The following is a 19,377-nucleotide window of genomic DNA, read 5'->3' on the forward strand; positions in this document are numbered from 1 at the left end:
CGGGTCCAAGACCGGTTGCCGGTCAGGCCGATAGGCGCGGCCTATCAGTCGGCGGCAGCGGCGCGGCGCTCGATCATCACGGTGTCCTGCCAGCGGCCGTCCAGCCGGGCGATCCGCTCGCGGATGCCCACGGTGCGGAACCCGGCGGCGCGGTGCAGCGCCAGGCTGGCCTTGTTCTCCGGGAAGATCGCGCTCTGCAGGGTCCACAGGCCGCCCTCGTCGGCGGCGGTGACCTGGCGGTGGATCAGCGACTTGCCCACACCCCGGCCGCGGAAGGCCGCGCCGACGTAGAGCGAGGTCTCGGCGACCCCGGCGTAGCAGGCCCTCGGCGAGACCGGGGTGAGCGCGGCCCAGCCGGCCACCTGGCCGTCGGCCTCGGCGACCCAGCGGTGGCCGGGCAGCCACTTGCGGTCCAGCACCTCCCGGCGCGGGACCTCGGTCTCGAAGGTGGCCCTGCGGGTGGCGATGCCCTCGCCGTAGATGCGCCGGACCGCGGGCCAGTCCGCCTCGGTCATGGCGCGCACGGTGACCTCGGCGGGCAGGTCGGTCAGGCCGCCCGGCCGCGCGGCCAGTGCGCCCATGACCACGTCGGCGGCGTGCGGAAGGCCGGCCGCGCAGGCCTCGTTGACCGAGACCAGCGTGGTGGCGCCGACCTTCCGCAGCCGGACGAAGCCGACCTCGGCGAGCTTGCGCAGGTGGTGCGAGCACGTCGGCTGACCGACGCCGATCTGCTCGGCGAGCACGCCGACCGGCGCTTCTCCGGCCACGGCGACCGCGTGCAGCAGCCGGACTCGTGTCGGATCGGCCAGGCTGGCGAACCAGCTCGCGTAGGTGTCAGCGTCCTGAGCAGCCAGTAGCGGCGCTTTCTCGATCGCGGTCACCTATTCAGTATTGACGGCGATCAATGCTCACGTCATCCGCCGAGACCTGTCGTCTCCGTCACTCCATCGAAACTTGTCGATGGATAGATGCTCACCAGAGGTGCGCGACGTCCACCACGACCCGGTTGGGCAGGGTGAAGACCCGGAACGGCAGCCGGGCGCGCACGCCGAGGCCGACGTGGGTCTGGCCCTCGAAGGAACCGGCCCAGGCGACCTGGCGGAAGGTCTGGTAGCCGGTGACGTCGACGAGTTCGGCCCGGTTGGCCGGGTGGTAGGTGAGGTTGCCGTGCTGGTCGTAGGCCGGGGCGTCCACCCGGACGAGTAGCTTCGCCCCGCCGCGCAGCGGGACCGGGTTGCCGGTCGGGTCCTCGGTCACCTCGGGCACGTAGGACACCGCGTAGCCGTTGACCGGGCCGCGGAAGTCGAAGACCAGCCGGTCGAAGCAGTCCTGCCGGCCCGCGCGCAGGTTGGTCATCTCCGCCGTGCTGGTCAGCGCGGCGCTCTTGTCCCCCGAGCCCCAGTCGATCCCGCAGTAACCGGGCGTGGCCGAGGCGGCCAGCGGCGCGGCCAGGCTCAGCGCGGCCAGCGCGGACAACAGCAGGGCCATTCGTCGTAACACCATGTCGTGCTCCCCTCCAGCAGCCGGAAGTTCGGCTGCCCCACAGACGTCCGGCGGGGACCGGGCGTTGTCCGAACGCGGCCACCGTGTCCGATTCGTGCCCGGAACGACATCTGGCCGGGCGCTGTTCAGTCCACAGTGGACTCGGTCGTCACGGCGAGGAAGGCGGTGGCGGCCGGGCTGAGCGGGGCCTGCCTGCTGGCCAGCGCGAGGTCGAGGTGGGCGGGCGGTTCGAGGTCGAGCACCAGCGCGCCCGCGCGCCGGGCCAGCTCGGCCCAGGACTCGGCGAGCACGGCCACCCCGACCCCGCCGAGCACCAGCGGCAGGATGGCCTCGCGGTGCTCGGTCTCCACCACCTCGGTCAGCTCGACCCCGGCGGCCCGGATCTCCTCGACCAGGCGGCGCATGCCGGTGCCGGTTTGGCCGACCACGATCCGTTGCCCGGCAAGGTCTTCCGCCCGCACCACCTGACCGGGCCGGAACGGTCCATCGGCAGGCGCGATGAGCACGAAGCGCTGGCGGCCCAGCGGGGTGAGCCGGATGTCGACCGCGGGCGGGAGCCGGGTGGCGCCGAGCAGGCCGAGCTCGGTGACGCCGGTGCGGACCAGCTCGATCACCTCGGGCGCGGTGAACGCGGCCCGGATGGTCACGGTCAGGCCGGGATGGCGGGCGGTGAAGGCGGTGACCAGGTCGCTGAGCGGTTGCACCGCCTGCGAGGGCATGGCGGCGATCTCCACCCGGCCCACGGCCAGACCCGCGGTGGCGGCCACGCTGGCGCGGGCGATGTCCAGGTCGCGCACCACCTGCCGCGCGGGTTCGACCAGCGCGCGCCCGGCGTCGGTGAGCACCAGCCGACGGCCGGCGCGGTGGAACAGGTCCTGGCCGAGGTCGCGTTCCAGGGCGCGGATCGCCTGGGACAGCGAGGGCTGGGCGAGGTAGAGCGCGGCCGCGGCCCGGTGCACCCCGCCGTGGTCGACCACCGCGAGGAAGTAGGCCAGCTGCCGGGCGTCCATGGCCCCGACGCTACCGCTCAGTGCCGCAGCGCGGGCAGCAGCCGGTCGGCCAGCACCGGGGCCAGCGAGGTCATGAAGCTGGCGGAGAGGTGGTTGTTGTCCAGGTACACCTGGATGTTGCCGATCACCGGCGGGCAGACGTCCGGGGTGCACATGTGGTCACTCAAGTCCACAAAGGACACTGTGGACGGGAGGTCCGGAATGGACAGATAGGGCGGCGGGTCGGGGTAGATCTCGGCCCGGGGCGCGGCGCAGACGGGGTCGTCGGGACCGAGCTCGTAGGCGCAGGTGGACGGCCAGTGGTCGAAGCGCGGGTTGTCCCGCAGCGCGATGACCGGGATGTCCGCCGCGGCCAGGCGCCGCCACTGCTCGACGAACCCCGGCGGGGTGACCTCGCTGAGCCCGATCCGCACGTCGCGGCTGGCCAGGGTGAACACCGCGTCCGGCTTGAGGTCGAGGATCTCGGCCGCGGCGGCGGCGTTCCAGGCCACGCAGGGCGCGTCGCCCGGCATGGACTCCGAGGCGGTGGAGAACGGGCACAGGCCCTTGACCATGGTGACCACCCGCCAGCCGCGCTGCTCGGCGATCGGCCGGACCGCGGCCAGGTACTGCTGCATGTGCGAGTCACCGACCAGCACCACGGTTTTCACCGGACTGTCCACTGTGGACGTCGAGCACATTTCCAGGTCCCGGTTGCGGGCCGAGCGGGTGCAGTCCAGGTCGTCCAGCCGCGCCCAGTCCTCGGGCAGCGCGATCCGCGGCGGCATCGGCGGCAGCTCCCCCGCGCCGCGGAACCCCGGCGTCATGGCCAGCGCGCCGGGGTAGTCACGACCGCCGATGGTGATCGAGTACCGCGCGTCCCGCACCGCCAGCGCCTGCCAGGAGGCGGCCAGCGCCAGCGCGGGCACCAGCAGCAGCACCGCAGCCCGGTAGGCCCCGCGCGGGATGGGCCGCTCGACCAGCCGGTGGGTCAGCACCGCCAGCCCCAGCGAAACCCCGATCACCAGGACGCCGCCCCGCCAGCCGACCTGGCCGCCGCCGCGGGCGACCAGGTAGAGCACCAGCACCGGCCAGTGCCAGAGGTAGAGCGCGTAGCTGAGGTCGCCGAGCCGGACCAGTGGCCGCGCGGAGAGCACCCGCTCCGCACCACCGGCGAGGATCACCAGCACCGCGGCCGTGGTCGGCCAGAGCGCGGCGTAACCGGGAAAGACGGTGCCGACGTCGAGCACGAGGCCGCAGCTGATCAAGGCGAGGATGCCGGTCCAGCCGAGGAACCAGCGCAGGCGACGGGGCAGGGCGATGCGGTCGGCGACCAGGGCGAGCAGGCCGCCGAGGGCGAACTCCCAGAGGCGGGTGAAGGTGTGGAAGTAGGCGAAGGGCTGGTCGGTGGCGGTGAGGTGGATGGAGTAGGCGAGGGAGAGCGCGGTGAGCAGGGCGAGGGTGACGGCGATGGGGAGGCGGAGGCCGGGTGCGGTGGCGCTGGGCACCGGTCCCCTCCCCCGCCACCGCCGGACCACCAGCGCGACCAGGGCGATCAGCACCGGCCACAGCACCATCAGCTGCGCCTGCACCGACAGCGACCAGAAGTGCTGCACCGGGCTGGCCAGGTCGTTGCGCGCGAAGTAGTCCACCGAGTCCGCGCCCAGCCGCCAGTTCTCCAGGAACAGCGCGGCCGCCACCACCTCGCGGATGGTCTGGAACCAGCGCTCCGGCGGCAGGACCGCGTACGCCGCGACGCAGGTCGCCGTCAGCACCACCGCCGCCGAGGGCACCAGCCTGGTGAGCGTGCGGCCCCACTGGCGCGGGAGGTCCAGGGTGCGTTGTTCCGCGGCGCGGAGGAGTTGGGCGGTCAGCAGGAAGCCGGAGAGCAGGAAGAACACGTCCACGCCGCCGGAGATCCGGTCGGAGAAGACGTGGTAGATCACCACCAGGGCCACCGCGAGGGCGCGCAGGCCCTGCAACTCGGGGCGGAACACCCGTCGCGGGGCGGCGGTGATCACGGCTCGGGTCACGGATTCGAGCTTGCGGTGTCAGTCTGAAGCGGTCCTGAAGAGCGGCCTGGGCTGTGCCGTCAAAGCCCTGTCTGCGGGAGTCGTGAACCGGCGCGGCTACCGCGGGCGGGGTTGTGACGACACAGCCTAGGATCGCGGCATGCTGCCGAAGGTGACCGAGGCCCGGCTCCGCGAGCTGCGCAACCTGGCCGACGACGTGCGCGACACGCTCGCCGAGGCCGGGCTGCCGATCACCGGCGACCTCGCGCCCGGACTGCGGGTGGGTGTCCGGGTGGAGGTGGAACCCGCCGACGACGAGGCCGGCGGTGTGTGGGTCGACTGGCACACCCATCCGCGGATGGCGGACGCGGCGGCGGACTGTGTCAACGAGGGGCGGCTGGACGACCCGGTGCTGACCCGGCAGGGCGACGTGCTGGAGGCGATGCAGCAGGCGATGCTCGCGATCCTCACTTCCGCGGGGTTCCAGGCCAGCGATCCGGACCACGACTACCGGCCGTACGAGCTCCAGGTCACCGCGGGTCCCGGCTAGGGCTCGGTCACCACCACGTCGACGCAGCGGGCGCGCAGCGCGGCCTCGTCCAGCACCGTGCGGCGGGGTTCGGGCACGTCCAGCACCCGTTCCTCGGCCCGGTTCATCAGCGCCGCGATCCGCCGGTCGGCGCGCAGCTCGGCCAGCGCGGAGCGGTCGCCGCCGAGCACCACGGCGTCCACAGTGGACAGTTGGGGCACCAGCACCCGGAACACGTCGTCGGCCGCGGCCTGCAAGGCGACCCTGGCCTGGCCCTCGCGGCGGCGGGCGAAGCGCTGCTGGGACCAGCCGCCTGCCTTGTTGCGGCCGTGCACCTGGCGGCGGTCGGTGGTGGAGAGCACCACCTTGCCGCCCTCGGCCACGCCGAGGCTGTGGCCGCCCAGGCGGACCAGCACCAGCGCGATCCGGCGCGGGCGCAACAGGTGCGGCAGCAGGGGGTCCAGGTGCAGACCGGGGGTGGTCACCTGCTCGCCGGGCAGGCCGCCGAAGGGGATGTCCAGCTCGGCTTTCGCGCCGTCCGCGGCGGTGAACACCGCGTGGGTTGGGCCGAGGCGGGACTCGGTGACGCCCTGGTGGCGGGTGGCGAAGCGGTCCAGGAAGCCTTGCAGGCGTTCGGGTTCGACCTCGACGGCGCGGCCGCCGCCCGCGACCTGGCGGACCCGGCTCATCGCGGGGCCAGTGCGACGCACAGCGGCAGGGGGTGACCGCTTTCCGCTGGGGACAGGCACTGCACGGCGGCGAAACCGGCGTTGGTCAGCGCCTCGGCGACCTCCTCCACCGAGAGCACCCGGTGGTGGGTGGACACCGCGCCGGCCACCGCCCAGCCCTCGGCGCTGCGCACCAGCTGCACCACGTCCAGGCCGTAGGAACCGCCGTCCTCGGCCCAGTCCCACAGCTGCACGGTGACCTGGCGGTCCGGGCCGGAGCCGGTGACCCGCGGCGGGGGCGCGGTCGGTCGCAGCACGCCGAGCTTGGCCAGCTCGGGCACCGCGGCCACCAGCACGCCGCCGGGGCGCAGCAGCCTGCGGATCTGGTTGAGCACGGTGTCCAGCGCGTTCTCGTGCGCCAGCCTGGGCAGCAGGTCGTCGTTGGCGCGCACCGCGTCCACCGGGCCGCGGACCACCCCGTCGAGCAGGTCCATCAGGTCAACGCTCAGGTGCCGGCCCGGACCGAGCACCGCGGCGGCCACATCGGCCAGCACGTCCTCTGGCGCGCGGGGCACCGGCACCACCTCCGCGGGGGCGACGGGAGCAGGTTGCGAGCCGGTCACGATCGCAACACTAGAACGACGGCGCCCCGGAGCGACGACTGGGTCACTCCGGGGCGCCGGTGTTCAACCGAGGGTCACTCGTAGCCGTTGATGTGCAGCGAGACGTTCCGCAGGTGGCCGGCGTCGGTGCGGACGTTGTCCACCACCTTCAGCGTCCAGTTGCCGTCAGCGGTGCCGCGCAGCGTGGGCGCCAGCGGGGCCACCGGCCGCCAGGTGCCGGTGAACGGCGCCTGAGCTGCGGTGACGCCGCTGAACGGCTGGGCCGCGCCGTCGTCGAAGACCACCTGGCAGAGGTTGTTGCCGCCGCCGCCCTGCCGCTGGAACAGGGTGAGGACCTGGCCCGACGGCGAGGTCAGCGTGCCTGCCAGGTCACCGACGTAGGTGTGGCTGATGCCCGCGGTGGTGGAGCCCTCCGCCGCGGAGCAGTCGGTGCCGTCCAGGGAGAAGGTGACCTTGGACGGCCTGCCTGCGCCGGTCACCGGGATGGTGACGGTGACCCCGGCGGAGTCGCCGTCCGGGATCGCCACCGGCTCACCGGCGTAGGCGAAGTTCTTGGCCACCGGCGAGGGACGGCCGATCGGGATGTTCAGCGCGGTGGTGGTCGGCGACAGCGAACCCGCGAAGGTCACCTTGGCCGAGAGCACCACCGGATCCCCGATCGGGTGGGAGGCCGGCACCGTGATGGCGAACTGGTTGAGCCCGGTCTGCCCGGCCTCGATGGTGCCGTAGTTCTTGGTGCGCGGCGCCACGGTCACCCCGGGGCTGGTCGCGGTCAGCGCCACGCTGACCGAGGCGGCGGTGCCGTCGCCGTTGTTGAGCACCGGCAGGAACAGCGCGGCGCTCTCCCCCGGCTCCAGGAACGCGTCGCCGTCACCGCTGGTCGGGCTGACCGTCGGCGACTGGGCCACGGCCCTCGGCTGCGGGCTGGCCCCGGTGTGCGCCAGCACCTTGTCGGTGAGCACGATGCCCGCGCCCGCGCGGTTGTCCACGCCCGGCGCGCCGATGTCCACCGCGGTGCTGGTCAGCGCCTGCCGCACCTCCGCGGCGGGCAGGCCGGGGTTGCCGGAGAGGATCAGGCCGGCGATCGCGGCGGCGTGCGGCGCGGCGGCCGAGGTGCCGTAGAACGGGCTGAAACCGGGGGTCTTGGTGACCACGCCGTCGGCGGCGGTCAGGTCCGGCTTCTGCCGCAGCTCACCCTCGGGCGAGGCGACCGGGGTGCCGTCGGCGTTGAAGAACACCCGGCGCGGGCCGTCGGAGCTGAAGCGCTCCAGCTTGGAGCTGCCGTCGAAGGAGCCCGGGTAGGGACCGGCCGGGTTGGCCGGGTCGCCCGCCTCGCCACCGGTGAAGGCCTTGGCGGCGGGGGCGGCGGCGACGCTGAAGGCGTCCTTGGCCGCGGAGTGGCCACGGGTCACTCCCGAGGTGGCGAAGCCCTTGAGCTCACCGGCGTCCTTGAACCGGCCGCGCAGCACCGACAGGGACAGGTACTTGTCCTCGCCGCGGTACTTCACCACGGCCAGCCGCTGGCCGCCCGCGGTGGTGTTGACCCGCTCGTAGGGGTCCTGCAGCCCGTCCTGCACGCCCTGGCTGAGCGCGACCACGTTCCCGTTGCCGTCCAACAGGTACAGGTCGTAGTCGTTGGTGGAGCGCTGCAACGGGTCGGCCCAGAACAGGGTCACCGGCTTGCCGTTCGAGCCGGCCGACATCGGGTTGATGATCTGCACGCCCGCGCCGGGGTCGAAGTCGTGCGCGGTGCCGACGAAGCGGCCGACTCCCTTGCCGGAGTCGACGAACTTGCCCTCCCAGTGCCCGGAGGTGCCGTCGGCGAGGTTGCCCTCGTTGCCCGCGGAGGAGAAGAACAGCGCGCCGTGGGCGGTGACGTCGTTGACCGCCTGGGCGATGATGCCGTCCTGGAACGGCGACTCGTTGAAGTAGAGCACGTCGTCGACGATCACGTCGCACTTGAGCTCGAAGCGCAGCTTGCGGATGTTGTCGGCGAAGCTGGCGTCGCCGTTGAAGGCGGTGGCGAAACCGAGGCTGGCGCCGGGCGCGACGTCGTGCAGGATCTCCAGCATCGCGGTGCCCTCGTCACCGTCGCCTTCCTGCCCGGCCAGCACGTCCACCGCGGGCAGTTCGCCCAGGGTGCGCATGGCGGCCAGGGAGTCCACGCCGTCGGACATCGCGCACAGCTTCGCGCCGACGCCGGTGACCTTGTAGTCGCGGCGGGCGTTGTCCGCGTTGTGCGCCCGGTCGCCCTCGGAGGTGACCGCGGCGACCCCGGCGCGCTGCTGCTTGGCGGCCAGCGCGGCGCGGGCCTGCTCGGCGATCCGCTTGCCGCGGGCTTCCTTGGTCTCAGCGGACTTCGGCGCGCCGGCGCGGGCGGTCATCGCCTCGCTGGCCGGTTCGATCTGCCGGACGTCACCGCGGGCGGCCAGCTTGGCCAGCGAGGACAGCGGCAGCTCGGCGCGCACGGTGCGGGTGGCCGGGGAGACGTGCCGGAGCACGCCGCCGTGCCTGCGCACGTCGGCGACCAGCTCGTCACCCACCCGGTCGGCGCGGATCTCCACCAGCACGGATCCGTTGCCGCCCACCGCGATCCCGGTGTTGAGCTCGGGGGCCGCGCTCAGCAGCGAGCGGTCCTGGCGCAGCCGCTGCTCCACCACCAGCCGACTGTCCACTTTGGACTCAGCCTTGGACTGGGCAGCCTTCACCCGTTGCAGCACGTTGATCTGCCGCGCGGTCCGCTCGGACAGGCCCCCGTCGTCAGCGGCACTGGGCGCCGCCACGGCGGGTGTCACGGCGCCCAGAGCCGCTGCCAGACAGGTCGCCCCGGCCACCAGCACGGTGGTCAGCCGGGATGGACGTAACCGTAATCGCACGCGCCCTCCACGTGTTGTGCGTGCCCCGACACACGCGACTCGATCACCGGGATCCCCGGTGATCGGTAAACGTACGGTCACGGTTGCCCCTGGTCAGCAGCCGTTCGGGGGAAGTACCGACGGGTGGGATAAGAGGTTTGACAAATGCCCACCGTTACACCGGCCGGCAAAGTTCCACCCAACGGCCGAAGGCGCTGCTGCTACCGTCCGAACATGAGCGACGCGGTGCCGATCATCGACCTCACCCCCTGGTTCCGGGGTGATCCGGCGAGCCGCCGCGCGGTGGCCGCGGAGGTGGACGACGCCCTGCGGCGATCGGGATTCCTGCTCATCACCGGACACGGCGTGCCGGAGGAGCTCCGCGACAACGTACGGGCTGCCGCGAAGGAGTTCTTCGCACTCGGGGCGGAGACCAAACGGCGGTACGCGGTCAAGGTCGGCGAGCACGGCTGGCTGCCGCCGGGCGCGGAGGCCAACTCCTACGCCGAGGGCGCGGAGTCCCCGCCGGACCTCAAGGAGAGCTACTCCGTCGGCGCGGACCAGCCCACCGGGAACCCGGAGCTGGACCGGGAGTGGTTCGCGCCCAACGTCTGGCCGGCCGAGGCGCCTGCGCTCCAGGAGCTGGCCGAGGAGTACCTGCGGCACATGCGCCGCCTGGCCGACGAGCTGCTCACCGTGTGCGCGGTGGCCCTCGACCTGGCCCCGGACTTCTTCACCAGCCGCGGGCAGCACCCGTCCTACACCATGAACATCAACTGGTACCCGCCACTGTCCACTGTGGGCAGTCCACAGCCCGGCCAGTTCCGGATCGGCGCGCACACCGACTTCGGCACGGTCACCATCCTGGACCGCCAGCACGGCGTCGGCGGCCTCCAGGTGCACACCCTGGACGGCGAATGGGTCAACGCGCCGTTCGACCCGGCCGCCTTCACGGTCAACATCGGCGACCTGCTGGCCCGCTGGACCGGCGACCGCTGGCGCTCCACCCGGCACCGGGTGCTGCCGCCGGATGCCAGCGCGCCGGATGAGGAGCTGATCTCGCTGATCTACTTCTACGAGACCGATCCGGAGGCCCGGATCGCCTCGCTGGGACCGCCGATCGGCAAGGTGGCCTACCCGGAGGTGCGGGCCGCGGACTACCTGCGGGCGAAGCTGGACGCCATCACGATGGACTGACCGGCCGCGAGGAGGCGGGTTCCATGCGCACGCTGTTGTTGATCACGCTGGCCGTCACCGGTCTGCTGTCGGCCTGCGGCACCGGCGCGCCCGCGCCCACCAGCGGGTCCAGCCCGGCGCCGACCACCGCGCCACCCCAGCGGCCGCGCGAGGTGGCCGCGCACACCGTGCCGCCCTGCGAGCTGCTCACCTCGGCCCAGCAGAGCGACCTGCGGGTGTCCCGGATCGAACCCGGTCCCGCCGACGGTTCGCAGGACCCGTGGTGCGCCTTCGTGGTGGACCCGCCCGGCTACCGGTTCGTGGTGACCCCGTGGGCGGGGGCCGGCATCGAGAGCTGGCTGGGCATCTCCAGCGCGAAGGCGAAACTCGTTGGCATCGCCGGGTTCCCGGCGGCCAGGGTCAGCTCCCTGGAAGGGCGCGGCGCGCCGTGCGGGGTGCACGTGAGCGTGGCCGAGGGGCGGACGCTGAGCGTGACGGGCAGCGCCAGCAAGGGCTCCTTCAGCGAGGAGGAGCTGTGCCGGGAGACCGAGCGGGTGGCCGGGGCGGCGCTGGCCACCGCGCTGACCAGGGCCCGTTGAGGCCGCATCTTGTCCGGTGCCACCGGTTTCTGCCATCGTGGGCGCATCGACGATCTGGGGGGTCGCATGGTCAAGACCGCTGCGCTGCTGCTCGCTGCCGGAGCGCTCACCGGGGTGATGGCCGCGCCCGCCTCGGCCGCGCCGATCCGGGAATGCCTGACCCACGACGACTTCCCGAACCAGACCTGGGCCGTGGTCTGCGCGGAGACCCTGGCCACCGCGGACACCGTGGCCGGTTCCGGCAGCTTCGTCTTCAGCGACAGGACCGCGGCGCACCGGCTCGAGGTGCAGTTGCAGCGCCGCGCCGCCGGTGACCCCACGGCCGGTTTCACCGTGCTGGCCACCGCGACGGCACAGGGCGCGGGTTCGCTGAGCGCCCGCACCGCCGAGGTGGCCAGGGACACCGGCGCGGTGCACCGGACCTGCACGGTCGCCGTCGCCGAGGTCAGCGGCAAGCGGTACTCGCTGTGCGGACTGGCGGAATAGGCCGCTACAGCACAAAAGCGTCGGTCCAGAGCTGCCCGGTGCGGCCCGACAGCGCCTCCAGCATGGCCACCGCCTGCGAGTCGGTCAGCGAGGCGACGAAGTCCACCACCGCGCGGCCGCGGGCCAGCCGCCGCAACGAGTCCCGGCCCTCCGGCAGCTCGCCGGTGGCCCCGGCCAGCACCTGCGGCCGGGTCCTGGCCAGGGTGGTGTACTCCTCCTGGGCCAGCTCCACCAGGTCGTTGAGCCGCCTGGGCAGCCGGGAGCGCTCGTAGCGGTCGCTGAGCCACTGGTCGAGGGCCTCCACCAGCGAGGTCAGCAGCCGGGCCTGGCCGCGCTGGTGCAGCGCCAGGTCCGGGCGGCCCAGCACGAAGCGGTGGTGCACGAACTTGAGCACCTGCACCTCGTGCCACTGGTCGGGTGCGAGGGCCACGTGCGCGGTGCGGGTGCTGGGTTCGGCGAGCATGGTGACGCCCTCGACCAGCCGGGCGGTCCAGCGCGCCGAGAAGTCGGCGACCAGCTGCTCGGCCTCCACCGAACCGTCGAACGGGGTGGAGAGCAGCCCGTCGACCAGGTCCCGGCGCACCCTGGCCACCGCGGCGGCGAAGGCCTCGTCGTCGACCACCCAGCCGTCCTTGAGGTGCAGGCGGCGGCGCAGCAGCTCCAGGGACCGGCCGGGTCTGCGGGACTGGGCCTGGAGGTCGGGGCGGCTCAGCCCGGCCAGCTCCACGCACTCCCGCTGCCAGACGTCCAGCTCGGCGGCGACCGTGGCGTGCTGCAGGACGCCGACCCGGTGGAAGTCCTCCAGGTCGTGGATGGCGTAGGCGATGTCGTCGGCGGTGTCCATCACCGAGGCTTCCACGGTCTGCTGCCAGTCCGGGATGCGGCCCTGGAAGGGCAGCCGGGCCTGGAGCATGTCGTCGATCTCGGAGACGTAGACGGAGAACTTCGCCGACCCGGTGCCCGGCGCGTCCGAGGGTTCGCCCGCGCCGCGCGGCGGCTGGGCCATGGTGCGCGGGTGCGGGTCGGGGTGGGACAGGCGGGTCCACGGGTACTTCAGCATCGCCGCGCGCACCGCCACCGTCAGGTCCAGGCCGACCGCGGCCGGGCCGCGCACGTCGGTGGTGGTGACGATGCGGAAGGACTGCGCGTTGCCCTCGAAGCCGTCCGGCAGGCCGAGGCGGTGCCGGGCCAGCCGGTCCAGCACCTGCTCGCCGAGGTGCCCGAACGGCGGATGGCCCAGGTCGTGCGCGAGCGCGGCGGCCTCCACCACGTCCGGGTCGCAGCCGCCCAGCTTGTCCACCAGGTCGGCGTGGAAGGGGTTGCGGCGCAGGCGTTCGGCGATCGCGCGGGCCACCTGGGCCACCTTGATGCTGTGCGTGAGCCGGTTGTGCACCAGCAGCCCCGAGCCGGAGGGGCTGATCACCTGGGTGACGCCGCCGAGCCTGGCGAAGAACGGGCTGGCCGCGACCCGGTCCCGGTCCACCCGGAACGGGCTGGCGGCCAGGTCCAGCGGCACCGCGACGGCCCCGGAGTCCCCGGAGCGGCGGAGCGCTCGCGCGTCGGTGGCGTGATCGTGCATGCGACGACGGTAGACGCTCGGTGGCCGGTTCGCCCCGCCGTATGGGCGCAGCGGCTGATCGGACTGGGCTCACCGGGTCGAACAGCCTTGCAGACCTGGCATTTCGTCAATTCTTGGCGGATTCTCGATCTATGGAGCTGAGCGGGGCGCGGATTCTCGTGGTGGGTGCCACCGGTGTCCTCGGTGGCCGGGTCAGCCGTGGGCTGGCGGATCGGGGCGCGAAGCTCGCGCTGGCCGGACGTGACCGCCGAAAACTCATCGCGCTGGCCCGCGAGCTGGGCGGCTGCCAGTACAAGCGCTTCGACGCCTACGACGTGGAGGGCTGCCCCTGGCTGGTGCGCGATGCCCACCAGGTGCTCGGCGGGCTCCAGGGCGTGGTGGTGTGCTCGGGCATCGTGGCCTTCGGCACCGCGGAGAACACCCACGACGTGGTCTCCGAACAGCTCTTCGCGGTCAACACCCTCGCCCCGATCGCCATCCTGCGCACCGCGTTGCCGGTGCTGCACCGGGGTTCGGCGATCGCGGCGATCACCGGCGTGGAGGCCGACCGGCCGGCCGCGGAGCTGGCCACCTACTCCGCGAGCAAGGCCGCGCTCTCGGCCTGGCTGGCCGCGGTGCGCGAGGAGCAGCGGCCGCGCGGGGTCACCGTGCTGGATGCGAAGCTGCCGCACGTGGACACCGGCATGGGCGAGCGCGCCGCCGCGGGCAGACGGCCCAACCGGATCGGCCGGGGCGCGGATCCGCAGTACGTGGTGGACCGGATGCTGGACGCGCTGGCCGGCGGGGCCGAGGAGATCCGGGTAGGGCCGGACGGCCGGACTTTGGAAACAAACTAACCACGCCAAGTCACCGGCTTCTCACCCATTTGTCGTATTCCGGCGTATCCCAACGTTTGCCAAGATGGACGTGGTCTAGACCACACTTTGGCGAACGTTGATTCCACTTCGCCGCCGCCACGGTCCTCGCGGGACCGACAACCGGAATCTGCCGTTCTGTCGCCTCCACCCTGTGAAGGAGAGACATGAGCGTGAAAAGCAAGCTCGTCGCGGCCGCCGCCGGTATCGGCATGGTGCCTGCCATGTTGGTCGCCCTGCCGGCCACGGAGGCGAGCGCGCACGGCTACATCTCCAACCCGCCGAGCCGCCAGGCGCAGTGCGCCGCCGGCACGGTCTCCTGTGGTGACATCAAGTACGAGCCGCAGAGCGTGGAGGGCCCCAAGGGGCTGCGCAACTGCCACGGCAACGTGGGCCGCTTCGCCGAGCTGAACAACGACAGCAAGGGCTGGCGGGCCACCTCGGTGGGCCGCAACGTCACCTTCAACTGGCGGCTGACCGCCCGGCACCGCACTTCCACCTGGGAGTACTACGTCGGCGGCACCAAGGTCGCCACGTTCAACGACAACGGCGCCACCCCGGGAGCCACGGTCTCGCACAACGTGAACCTGGGCAACCACTCGGGCCGCCAGAAGGTGCTGGCCGTCTGGAACATCTACGACACGGCGATGGCCTTCTACAACTGTGTCGACCTGCAGGTGAGCTGACCCGGTGACGCGGGCGCGGCGACGGAGACGGGACCGCCGCCGCGCCCGCACCGGTCAGCTCGTGCAGCGGAACAGCTCGGTCGCGGCGGTCAGCGAGGCCGGGACCGCCTCCCCGGCCGCCGCGCGCACCCCGCCGGTGACCAGCACCCGGCCGCCGGCCAGCTCGGCCAGCCCGAAGTGCGCGCGGTCCACCCGCAGCGCCGCCTTGCGCCCGGTCCCGGCCACCAGCACGCTGCCGTCGGCCATGGCCAGCGCGCGGTCGCCGGTGCGGCCGACCTCCTTGGCCTCGGCCAGGATGCGCGGACCCGCGTCGGCGTCGTAGTGCTCGGTCCTGGTCCACAGCCCGCGGTCCGGGTCGTACAGCTCAGCGGTCTGCAACGCGGTGTAGCCGCCCGCGCGGGTCGTGCTGCCACCGGCCAGCAGCACCCGGCCATCCGGCAACAGGGTGGCGTGGTGGAAGAACCGCGGCTCGGCCATGGTCCCGGCCGGTGTCCACGCCCCGGTCGCCGGGTCGAAGATCTCCGCGGTGGCCAGGCCCAGCGCCGGGAACTCCCTCGGCCCGGTGAGTCCGCCCGCGACCAGGATCCGGCCGTCGGCCAGCACGGTGGCGGAGTTGCGGCGGCGCGCGGTGGCCAGCGGCGCCAGCTCGGTCCAGCCGCCGTCTGCCTCGTCGAACCGGTAGACCTCGGCACGGGCGCTGCGGCGGGCGTCCTCGCCGCCGATGGCCACGATCCCGCCGCCGGGCAGCCGGAGCAGCCCGTCGGAATGACCCCACCAGGCACGGGGGGACGGCAGGGGGCCGGCGCTGGTCCACTCCCCCGCGGCGCAGTCCAGAACAGCGACGCTTCCCATGCGATGACGGTGCCAGGCGGGAGCCACCCGAACGGCGGATCCGGTCAAGGTCCTCCCTTTCGGGCAGCGGGCATCCGACCAACCTCGCTCCGGTGTCGGGGACGCTGACTACTGTGGTAGGCCACGCGGTCACTTTCCGCGCAGGACTTCCTGGGGGTGTCACTGGTGGCGTTGGAGCCTGACCTCGGCCTGGTGGGTCGGGACAGCACGGCCGCGTTGCTGGCCTCGCTGATCGACCGCAAGGCCCGGCGGCCGCTCCCGCTGGTGGTCGCCTACGGGCCCGGCGGTAGCGGCAAGACCACGCTGCTGGACCACCTGGAGCGGCGCTGCCGGCCGGACGTGCCGCTGGCGCGGGTGGACCTGGACGAGACCGGCTCCAAGTCCTGCCGGGACGTCCTGGACGCGGTGTTCGGGCAGCTCCGCCGCTACCAGAACGCGCACTTCGGCCGGATGCGGCTGCCCCGCTACGAGCTGCTGCGACTGGCCCAGAGCACCGCGGCCGAGCCGGAGGAGGACGGCGACCCGCACCGCAGGGCCCGCCAGCTGCTCGCGCACCGGCTCACCGGACTGCCCAGGATCGCCGACGTGGTCGGCTCGATCGCCGAGTCCGCCCCCGCCCCGCACTGGCTCACCCGGCTGGCCAGGCCGCTGCTGGGCTGGCTGACCACGCTGGCCGTGGTGGCTCCGCCGCGGATCCGCTGGCTGCTCGCGCCGCGCCGGTTCGCCGCCACCTGGCGCTGGTACGAGAAGGTGGCCGGGGAGGGCGTGCTCGGGCTGGCCAAGGGCTGCAAGGTGGACGAGGTCATCGGCCAGGTCTGGCACCTGCTGCGCAGCGAGGAACGCCGGGACCGGCTGGTGGTGGACCGGCTGCTGGTGGCCGCCTTCCTGGCCGACCTGGACGGCGCCTACAAGGGTCACCGCAGGCGGCGGCGCCGGGTCAACTGCGTGCTGCTGCTCGACGGGGCGGACCTGTTGTCCCCCTTCGAGGTCAACCTGTTCCCGCCCGGCCGCACCACGCCGGAGCCGCCGGTCAGCGACCTGCTGGAGCTGCTCGCCGAGGCCAAGCTGCGCAACCCGGAGGTGCCGCTGCTGGTGGTGGCCACCAAGCAGGCCACCCCCGACCAGCAGGACATCCCGCCGCCGGACAGCGACGACCTGGACCCGGCCGATGCCGCGCATGCCCGCTACCACGGCTGGCGGCAGCGTTTCGAGCAGGCGCGGGCCAACCACGGCCCGGCCGCCGCCGCGGTGCTGCCGGTGCGGCTGCGGCCGTTCACCCTGGCCCAGACCCGGCAGTTCCTGCACGAGTGGAACCGCAGCCGGGACTCCACGGTCCGCTCCGCCGCCCTGGTGGCCGAGCTGCACGAGGTGACCAAGGGCCATCCGCTGGCGGTCCGGCTGGCCACCCAGGTGGTGGACCGGCTCTACCGGCGGGACCGGGTGATCCCCTCGGTGCGCGCGGTCTTCGCCCAGCGGGTGCCGCGCGAGGAGGCCGCCGCCGAACCGGATGAGAAGGTCGGCGACTACCTGCTGGTCCGCTTCCTGCAACGCTTCCGCGGCTCCGACCTGCCCGAGCGGGCGCAGACCCGCAGGCTGCTGACCCGGCTGGCCGCGCCGCGCAGGCTCGACCTGGCCACCATCCAGCGGCTGGTGCCGGACCGGGACGCCGAGGAGATCTGGGGCCGGCTGTCCACCTACAGCTTCGCCGACCGCAGCGCTGACGGCCGGTGGATCGTGCTGCACCCGCTGCTGCGCGACCTGCTCGGCGCGCAGCTGCTCGCCCACGGCGCGGGCGCGGAGTACCCGTACGAGCAGGTGCACCGCGAGCTGCGCAACCACTACACGATGCTGGGCCGTCAGGGCGACCGGCTCTACCACGCGCTGGCCCTGGGCGACACGCACGTGGTGGCCAGCCACCTGTCCTCCCGGCTGACCAGGGGCGACAGCCGGTGGGTGGCCGACCTGGAGGTGATCGCGGAGGCGCCGGGCTGGCGGCACAGCCGTCAGCTGCGCAGCCGGTTGAACTGGCCGAGGGTGCGGCGGGTGGAGGAGCTGCTGATCGCGGTGTGGAAGCTGCGCTCCAACACCTCCACGGTGCGGCGCAGCGCGGAGCTCTTCGACGACGTGCTGCGCGCCTACCGCAACCTGGACGCCGCCGGCCAGCCCGCGGTGGCCGACCAGATGTCGTTCTACCGCAACCAGGTCCGGCTGGCCGAGGACAACTCCATCGCCGAACCCGGTCCGGCGCTGCCCCCCTACAGCACCGGCGAGGACCGCCACCCGTACCCGACGGTGTGGCCGCCGCCGCACACGCTGCGGCGCAGCGCGGTGGCCGCGGTGGCGGTGCTGCTGCTCGGCTACGGCGGGATCTACCTGCGGCACCAGCTGGTGCACTGCGACCGGGACGGGGTCTTCGCGCCGGGCCGGGTGCTGGACTCGGTGTTCGACCCGAGCCTGATGCTGACCAAGTCCGCGCAGGGCGAGTGCTACGGGGTCACCGACGGCGTCGGCAACTTCATGCACAACGCCAACGAGACCCTGCCGGACGACATCGAGGTGGCCGAGCTGAGTCGCCTGGTCGCCGAGCAGAACGCGCAGGTGCGCCGGGAGGCCGACCGGCCGAGCACGGACGACCGGCGGCGGCCCTACCTGACCATCGTGGTGGCCTCGATGCTGAGCTCTGCCAACGAGGTCCCGCGCCGGGACCTGTCGGCGGGGGTCAACGAGCTGCGCGGGGCCTACCTGGCCCAGCGGGCCTGGAACCGGTTCAACACCCCCACCATCAAGCCGCCGTTCCTGCTTCGCCTGGTGCTGGCCAACTTCGGCGGCAACTCCGAGTTCGCCCAGCACACCGCGGAGAAGATCCAGTCGTTGGTGGACAGCGACCCGACCGTGATCGGGGTCAGCGGCATGGGCCAGACCCGGGACTCCACCATCCGGGCCGCGGAGATCCTCGGCTCGGCCATCGGCCACTGGCAGGGCATCCCGATGGTGGCCTCCGCGCCGACCGGGAACGCCTTCACCGGCAAGGACTTCTTCTTCCGGATCGCGCCGCCGAACAAGCGGCAGGCCGAGGCCGCGATCACCTTCGCCACCACCGAGCCCCGGCTGCGCACCCGCCAGCCGTTCCTGCTGCACGACCCGAACGACCGCTACAGCGCCGACCTCAAGGACGACTACCTGCAGGAGCTGCTGCGCCGCCGCAGCGGACTCGGCGAGCCGGTCGAGCAGCCGTACGAGGCTGGCAAGAGCAACACCGGCAACGTGCTGGCCACCAGGGTCAAGGAGATGTGCGAGCTGGCCGCCCAGCGCCGCCGCACCCCGCTGCTGATCTACTCCGGCCGCGCCAACGAGCTGCCCACGCTGATGGAGAAGCTGGACGAGTCCGACTGCGACCGGGACACCGTGGTGCTGGGCGCCGACGACCTGTCCCAGCTGGAGACCGCGGGCTACACCGACCTGGCTGGCAACGAGCAGCAGCGCCCCCGCCGAGTGTCCTTTGTGGACGGACGGTTGTACTTCACCACGCTGGGCCCCACCGAGGACGGCTGGCGGCGGATCACCGGCGGCAACCCGCCGAGTGAGGCCGAGCAGTTCTTCACCCTGCACGCCGACGCGCAGAAGGAGCAGGGCGAGGCCGCGCAGGCATTCCGCTCCGGCCCCAACGGCCACGTGATGCTGGCCTTCGACGCGGTGAACCTGTTGCTCAGCGCGATCGAACGGGCCAGGACCGAACACAACCTGCCGGACCGCGCCAAGCTGTACGCGGCCTTGCGCGCCACCACGGGGGCGAACCTGTTCCGCGGGGTCACCGGGCCGGTGGACTTCGGGCAGGCCGATCCGGAGTTGCTGCGCCGGGGCGCGGATCCGCGGAGCAAGCAGGTGGTGGTGCAGCAGGTGATCGCCGACGGCAACCGGTTGCGCTCGGCGTTCGTGCGGGCGCTGACCTGACGCGAGCGGGCCTGC

General features: G+C 72.9%; 16 protein-coding genes. 7 read left to right on the top strand and 9 right to left on the bottom strand.

Features of this window, described 5'->3' with window-relative positions; all coding sequences use genetic code 11:
* Nucleotides 1–44 precede the first annotated feature (44 nt).
* From N8J89_RS27805 to N8J89_RS27820, 4 genes are all read right to left on the bottom strand, one after another.
* Complete coding sequence (locus tag N8J89_RS27805; protein WP_283659956.1) at nucleotides 45–881, bottom strand: helix-turn-helix domain-containing GNAT family N-acetyltransferase; 837 nt, start codon at nucleotides 879–881, stop codon at nucleotides 45–47.
* Nucleotides 882–972: 91 nt separating this feature from the next.
* Entirely contained in the window at nucleotides 973–1,503 is a 531-nt protein-coding gene (locus N8J89_RS27810) for an AMIN-like domain-containing (lipo)protein (RefSeq protein WP_283659957.1), read from the bottom strand.
* A gap of 125 nt (nucleotides 1,504–1,628) precedes the next feature.
* Nucleotides 1,629–2,513 (bottom strand): LysR family transcriptional regulator, encoded by an 885-nt coding sequence (locus tag N8J89_RS27815; protein ID WP_283659958.1) that lies wholly within the window; start codon nucleotides 2,511–2,513, stop codon nucleotides 1,629–1,631.
* A 17-nt stretch (nucleotides 2,514–2,530) separates the two neighbouring features.
* The gene (locus N8J89_RS27820) at nucleotides 2,531–4,525 is read right to left on the bottom strand and encodes an acyltransferase family protein (protein ID WP_283659959.1); all 1,995 of its coding nucleotides are present in this window, start codon (nucleotides 4,523–4,525) and stop codon (nucleotides 2,531–2,533) included.
* Nucleotides 4,526–4,664: 139 nt separating this feature from the next.
* On the opposite strand from N8J89_RS27820, the gene N8J89_RS27825 reads away from it, so the two are divergent.
* On the top strand, nucleotides 4,665–5,054 hold the full coding sequence (locus tag N8J89_RS27825; protein ID WP_283659960.1) for a hypothetical protein: 390 nt from the start codon (nucleotides 4,665–4,667) through the stop codon (nucleotides 5,052–5,054).
* Here N8J89_RS27825 and N8J89_RS27830 read toward each other — a convergent pair.
* The 3 genes from N8J89_RS27830 to N8J89_RS27840 form a co-directional block, all read right to left on the bottom strand.
* Nucleotides 5,051–5,722 carry an acVLRF1 family peptidyl-tRNA hydrolase gene (locus N8J89_RS27830; RefSeq protein WP_283666263.1) on the bottom strand — a complete coding sequence of 224 codons (672 nt, stop codon included), beginning with the start codon at nucleotides 5,720–5,722 and terminating at the stop codon, nucleotides 5,051–5,053. The genes N8J89_RS27825 and N8J89_RS27830 overlap by 4 nt on opposite strands.
* Nucleotides 5,719–6,324, bottom strand: coding sequence for a hypothetical protein (locus N8J89_RS27835; protein WP_283659961.1), 606 nt, complete (start codon nucleotides 6,322–6,324; stop codon nucleotides 5,719–5,721). The genes N8J89_RS27830 and N8J89_RS27835 overlap by 4 nt, the downstream gene beginning before the upstream one ends.
* 74 nt (nucleotides 6,325–6,398) lie before the next feature.
* Nucleotides 6,399–9,200: a S8 family serine peptidase gene (locus N8J89_RS27840; protein ID WP_283659962.1), complete on the bottom strand. Its 2,802-nt coding sequence runs from the start codon at nucleotides 9,198–9,200 to the stop codon at nucleotides 6,399–6,401.
* A gap of 213 nt (nucleotides 9,201–9,413) precedes the next feature.
* Between N8J89_RS27840 and N8J89_RS27845 the strand changes: the two genes are divergently transcribed.
* From N8J89_RS27845 to N8J89_RS27855, 3 genes are all read left to right on the top strand, one after another.
* Complete coding sequence (locus N8J89_RS27845) at nucleotides 9,414–10,376, top strand: isopenicillin N synthase family dioxygenase (RefSeq protein ID WP_283659963.1); 963 nt, start codon at nucleotides 9,414–9,416, stop codon at nucleotides 10,374–10,376.
* Between the two features lie 23 nt (nucleotides 10,377–10,399).
* Nucleotides 10,400–10,954 (top strand): DUF3558 domain-containing protein, encoded by a 555-nt coding sequence (locus N8J89_RS27850; RefSeq protein ID WP_283659964.1) that lies wholly within the window; start codon nucleotides 10,400–10,402, stop codon nucleotides 10,952–10,954.
* Nucleotides 10,955–11,020: 66 nt separating this feature from the next.
* A complete protein-coding gene (locus N8J89_RS27855; RefSeq protein WP_283659965.1) occupies nucleotides 11,021–11,440 on the top strand; it encodes a hypothetical protein in 420 nt (139 codons plus the stop codon).
* A 4-nt stretch (nucleotides 11,441–11,444) separates the two neighbouring features.
* Here the strand turns inward: N8J89_RS27855 and N8J89_RS27860 are convergent, their stop codons facing one another.
* On the bottom strand, nucleotides 11,445–13,019 hold the full coding sequence (locus N8J89_RS27860; RefSeq protein WP_283659966.1) for a deoxyguanosinetriphosphate triphosphohydrolase family protein: 1,575 nt from the start codon (nucleotides 13,017–13,019) through the stop codon (nucleotides 11,445–11,447).
* Between the two features lie 131 nt (nucleotides 13,020–13,150).
* On the opposite strand from N8J89_RS27860, the gene N8J89_RS27865 reads away from it, so the two are divergent.
* Nucleotides 13,151–13,855, top strand: a complete 705-nt coding sequence (locus tag N8J89_RS27865) for an SDR family NAD(P)-dependent oxidoreductase (RefSeq protein WP_283659967.1) — start codon at nucleotides 13,151–13,153, stop codon at nucleotides 13,853–13,855.
* A gap of 185 nt (nucleotides 13,856–14,040) precedes the next feature.
* Entirely contained in the window at nucleotides 14,041–14,559 is a 519-nt protein-coding gene (locus N8J89_RS27870) for a lytic polysaccharide monooxygenase auxiliary activity family 9 protein (RefSeq protein ID WP_283659968.1), read from the top strand.
* Between the two features lie 54 nt (nucleotides 14,560–14,613).
* On the opposite strand, the gene N8J89_RS27875 is transcribed toward N8J89_RS27870, so the two are convergent.
* Entirely contained in the window at nucleotides 14,614–15,411 is a 798-nt protein-coding gene (locus tag N8J89_RS27875; protein ID WP_283659969.1) for a Kelch repeat-containing protein, read from the bottom strand.
* A 165-nt stretch (nucleotides 15,412–15,576) separates the two neighbouring features.
* Between N8J89_RS27875 and N8J89_RS27880 the strand changes: the two genes are divergently transcribed.
* On the top strand, nucleotides 15,577–19,362 hold the full coding sequence (locus tag N8J89_RS27880) for an AAA family ATPase (RefSeq protein ID WP_283659970.1): 3,786 nt from the start codon (nucleotides 15,577–15,579) through the stop codon (nucleotides 19,360–19,362).
* Nucleotides 19,363–19,377 lie beyond the last annotated feature (15 nt).

Source organism: Crossiella sp. CA-258035 (genome assembly GCF_030064675.1).
Classification (GTDB): Bacteria; Actinomycetota; Actinomycetes; order Mycobacteriales; family Pseudonocardiaceae; genus Crossiella.

Bases quoted from the DNA above. Each gene is read 5' to 3' on its own strand.
- N8J89_RS27810 (WP_283659957.1), bottom strand. From the start codon at position 1,503: ATGGTGTTACGACGAATGGCCCTGCTGTTGTCCGCGCTGGCCGCGCTG.
- N8J89_RS27815 (WP_283659958.1), bottom strand. From the start codon at position 2,513: ATGGACGCCCGGCAGCTGGCCTACTTCCTCGCGGTGGTCGACCACGGC.
- N8J89_RS27825 (WP_283659960.1), top strand. From the start codon at position 4,665: ATGCTGCCGAAGGTGACCGAGGCCCGGCTCCGCGAGCTGCGCAACCTG.
- N8J89_RS27830 (WP_283666263.1), bottom strand. From the start codon at position 5,722: ATGAGCCGGGTCCGCCAGGTCGCGGGCGGCGGCCGCGCCGTCGAGGTC.
- N8J89_RS27845 (WP_283659963.1), top strand. From the start codon at position 9,414: ATGAGCGACGCGGTGCCGATCATCGACCTCACCCCCTGGTTCCGGGGT.
- N8J89_RS27850 (WP_283659964.1), top strand. From the start codon at position 10,400: ATGCGCACGCTGTTGTTGATCACGCTGGCCGTCACCGGTCTGCTGTCG.
- N8J89_RS27855 (WP_283659965.1), top strand. From the start codon at position 11,021: ATGGTCAAGACCGCTGCGCTGCTGCTCGCTGCCGGAGCGCTCACCGGG.
- N8J89_RS27860 (WP_283659966.1), bottom strand. From the start codon at position 13,019: ATGCACGATCACGCCACCGACGCGCGAGCGCTCCGCCGCTCCGGGGAC.
- N8J89_RS27865 (WP_283659967.1), top strand. From the start codon at position 13,151: ATGGAGCTGAGCGGGGCGCGGATTCTCGTGGTGGGTGCCACCGGTGTC.
- N8J89_RS27870 (WP_283659968.1), top strand. From the start codon at position 14,041: ATGAGCGTGAAAAGCAAGCTCGTCGCGGCCGCCGCCGGTATCGGCATG.
- N8J89_RS27875 (WP_283659969.1), bottom strand. From the start codon at position 15,411: ATGGGAAGCGTCGCTGTTCTGGACTGCGCCGCGGGGGAGTGGACCAGC.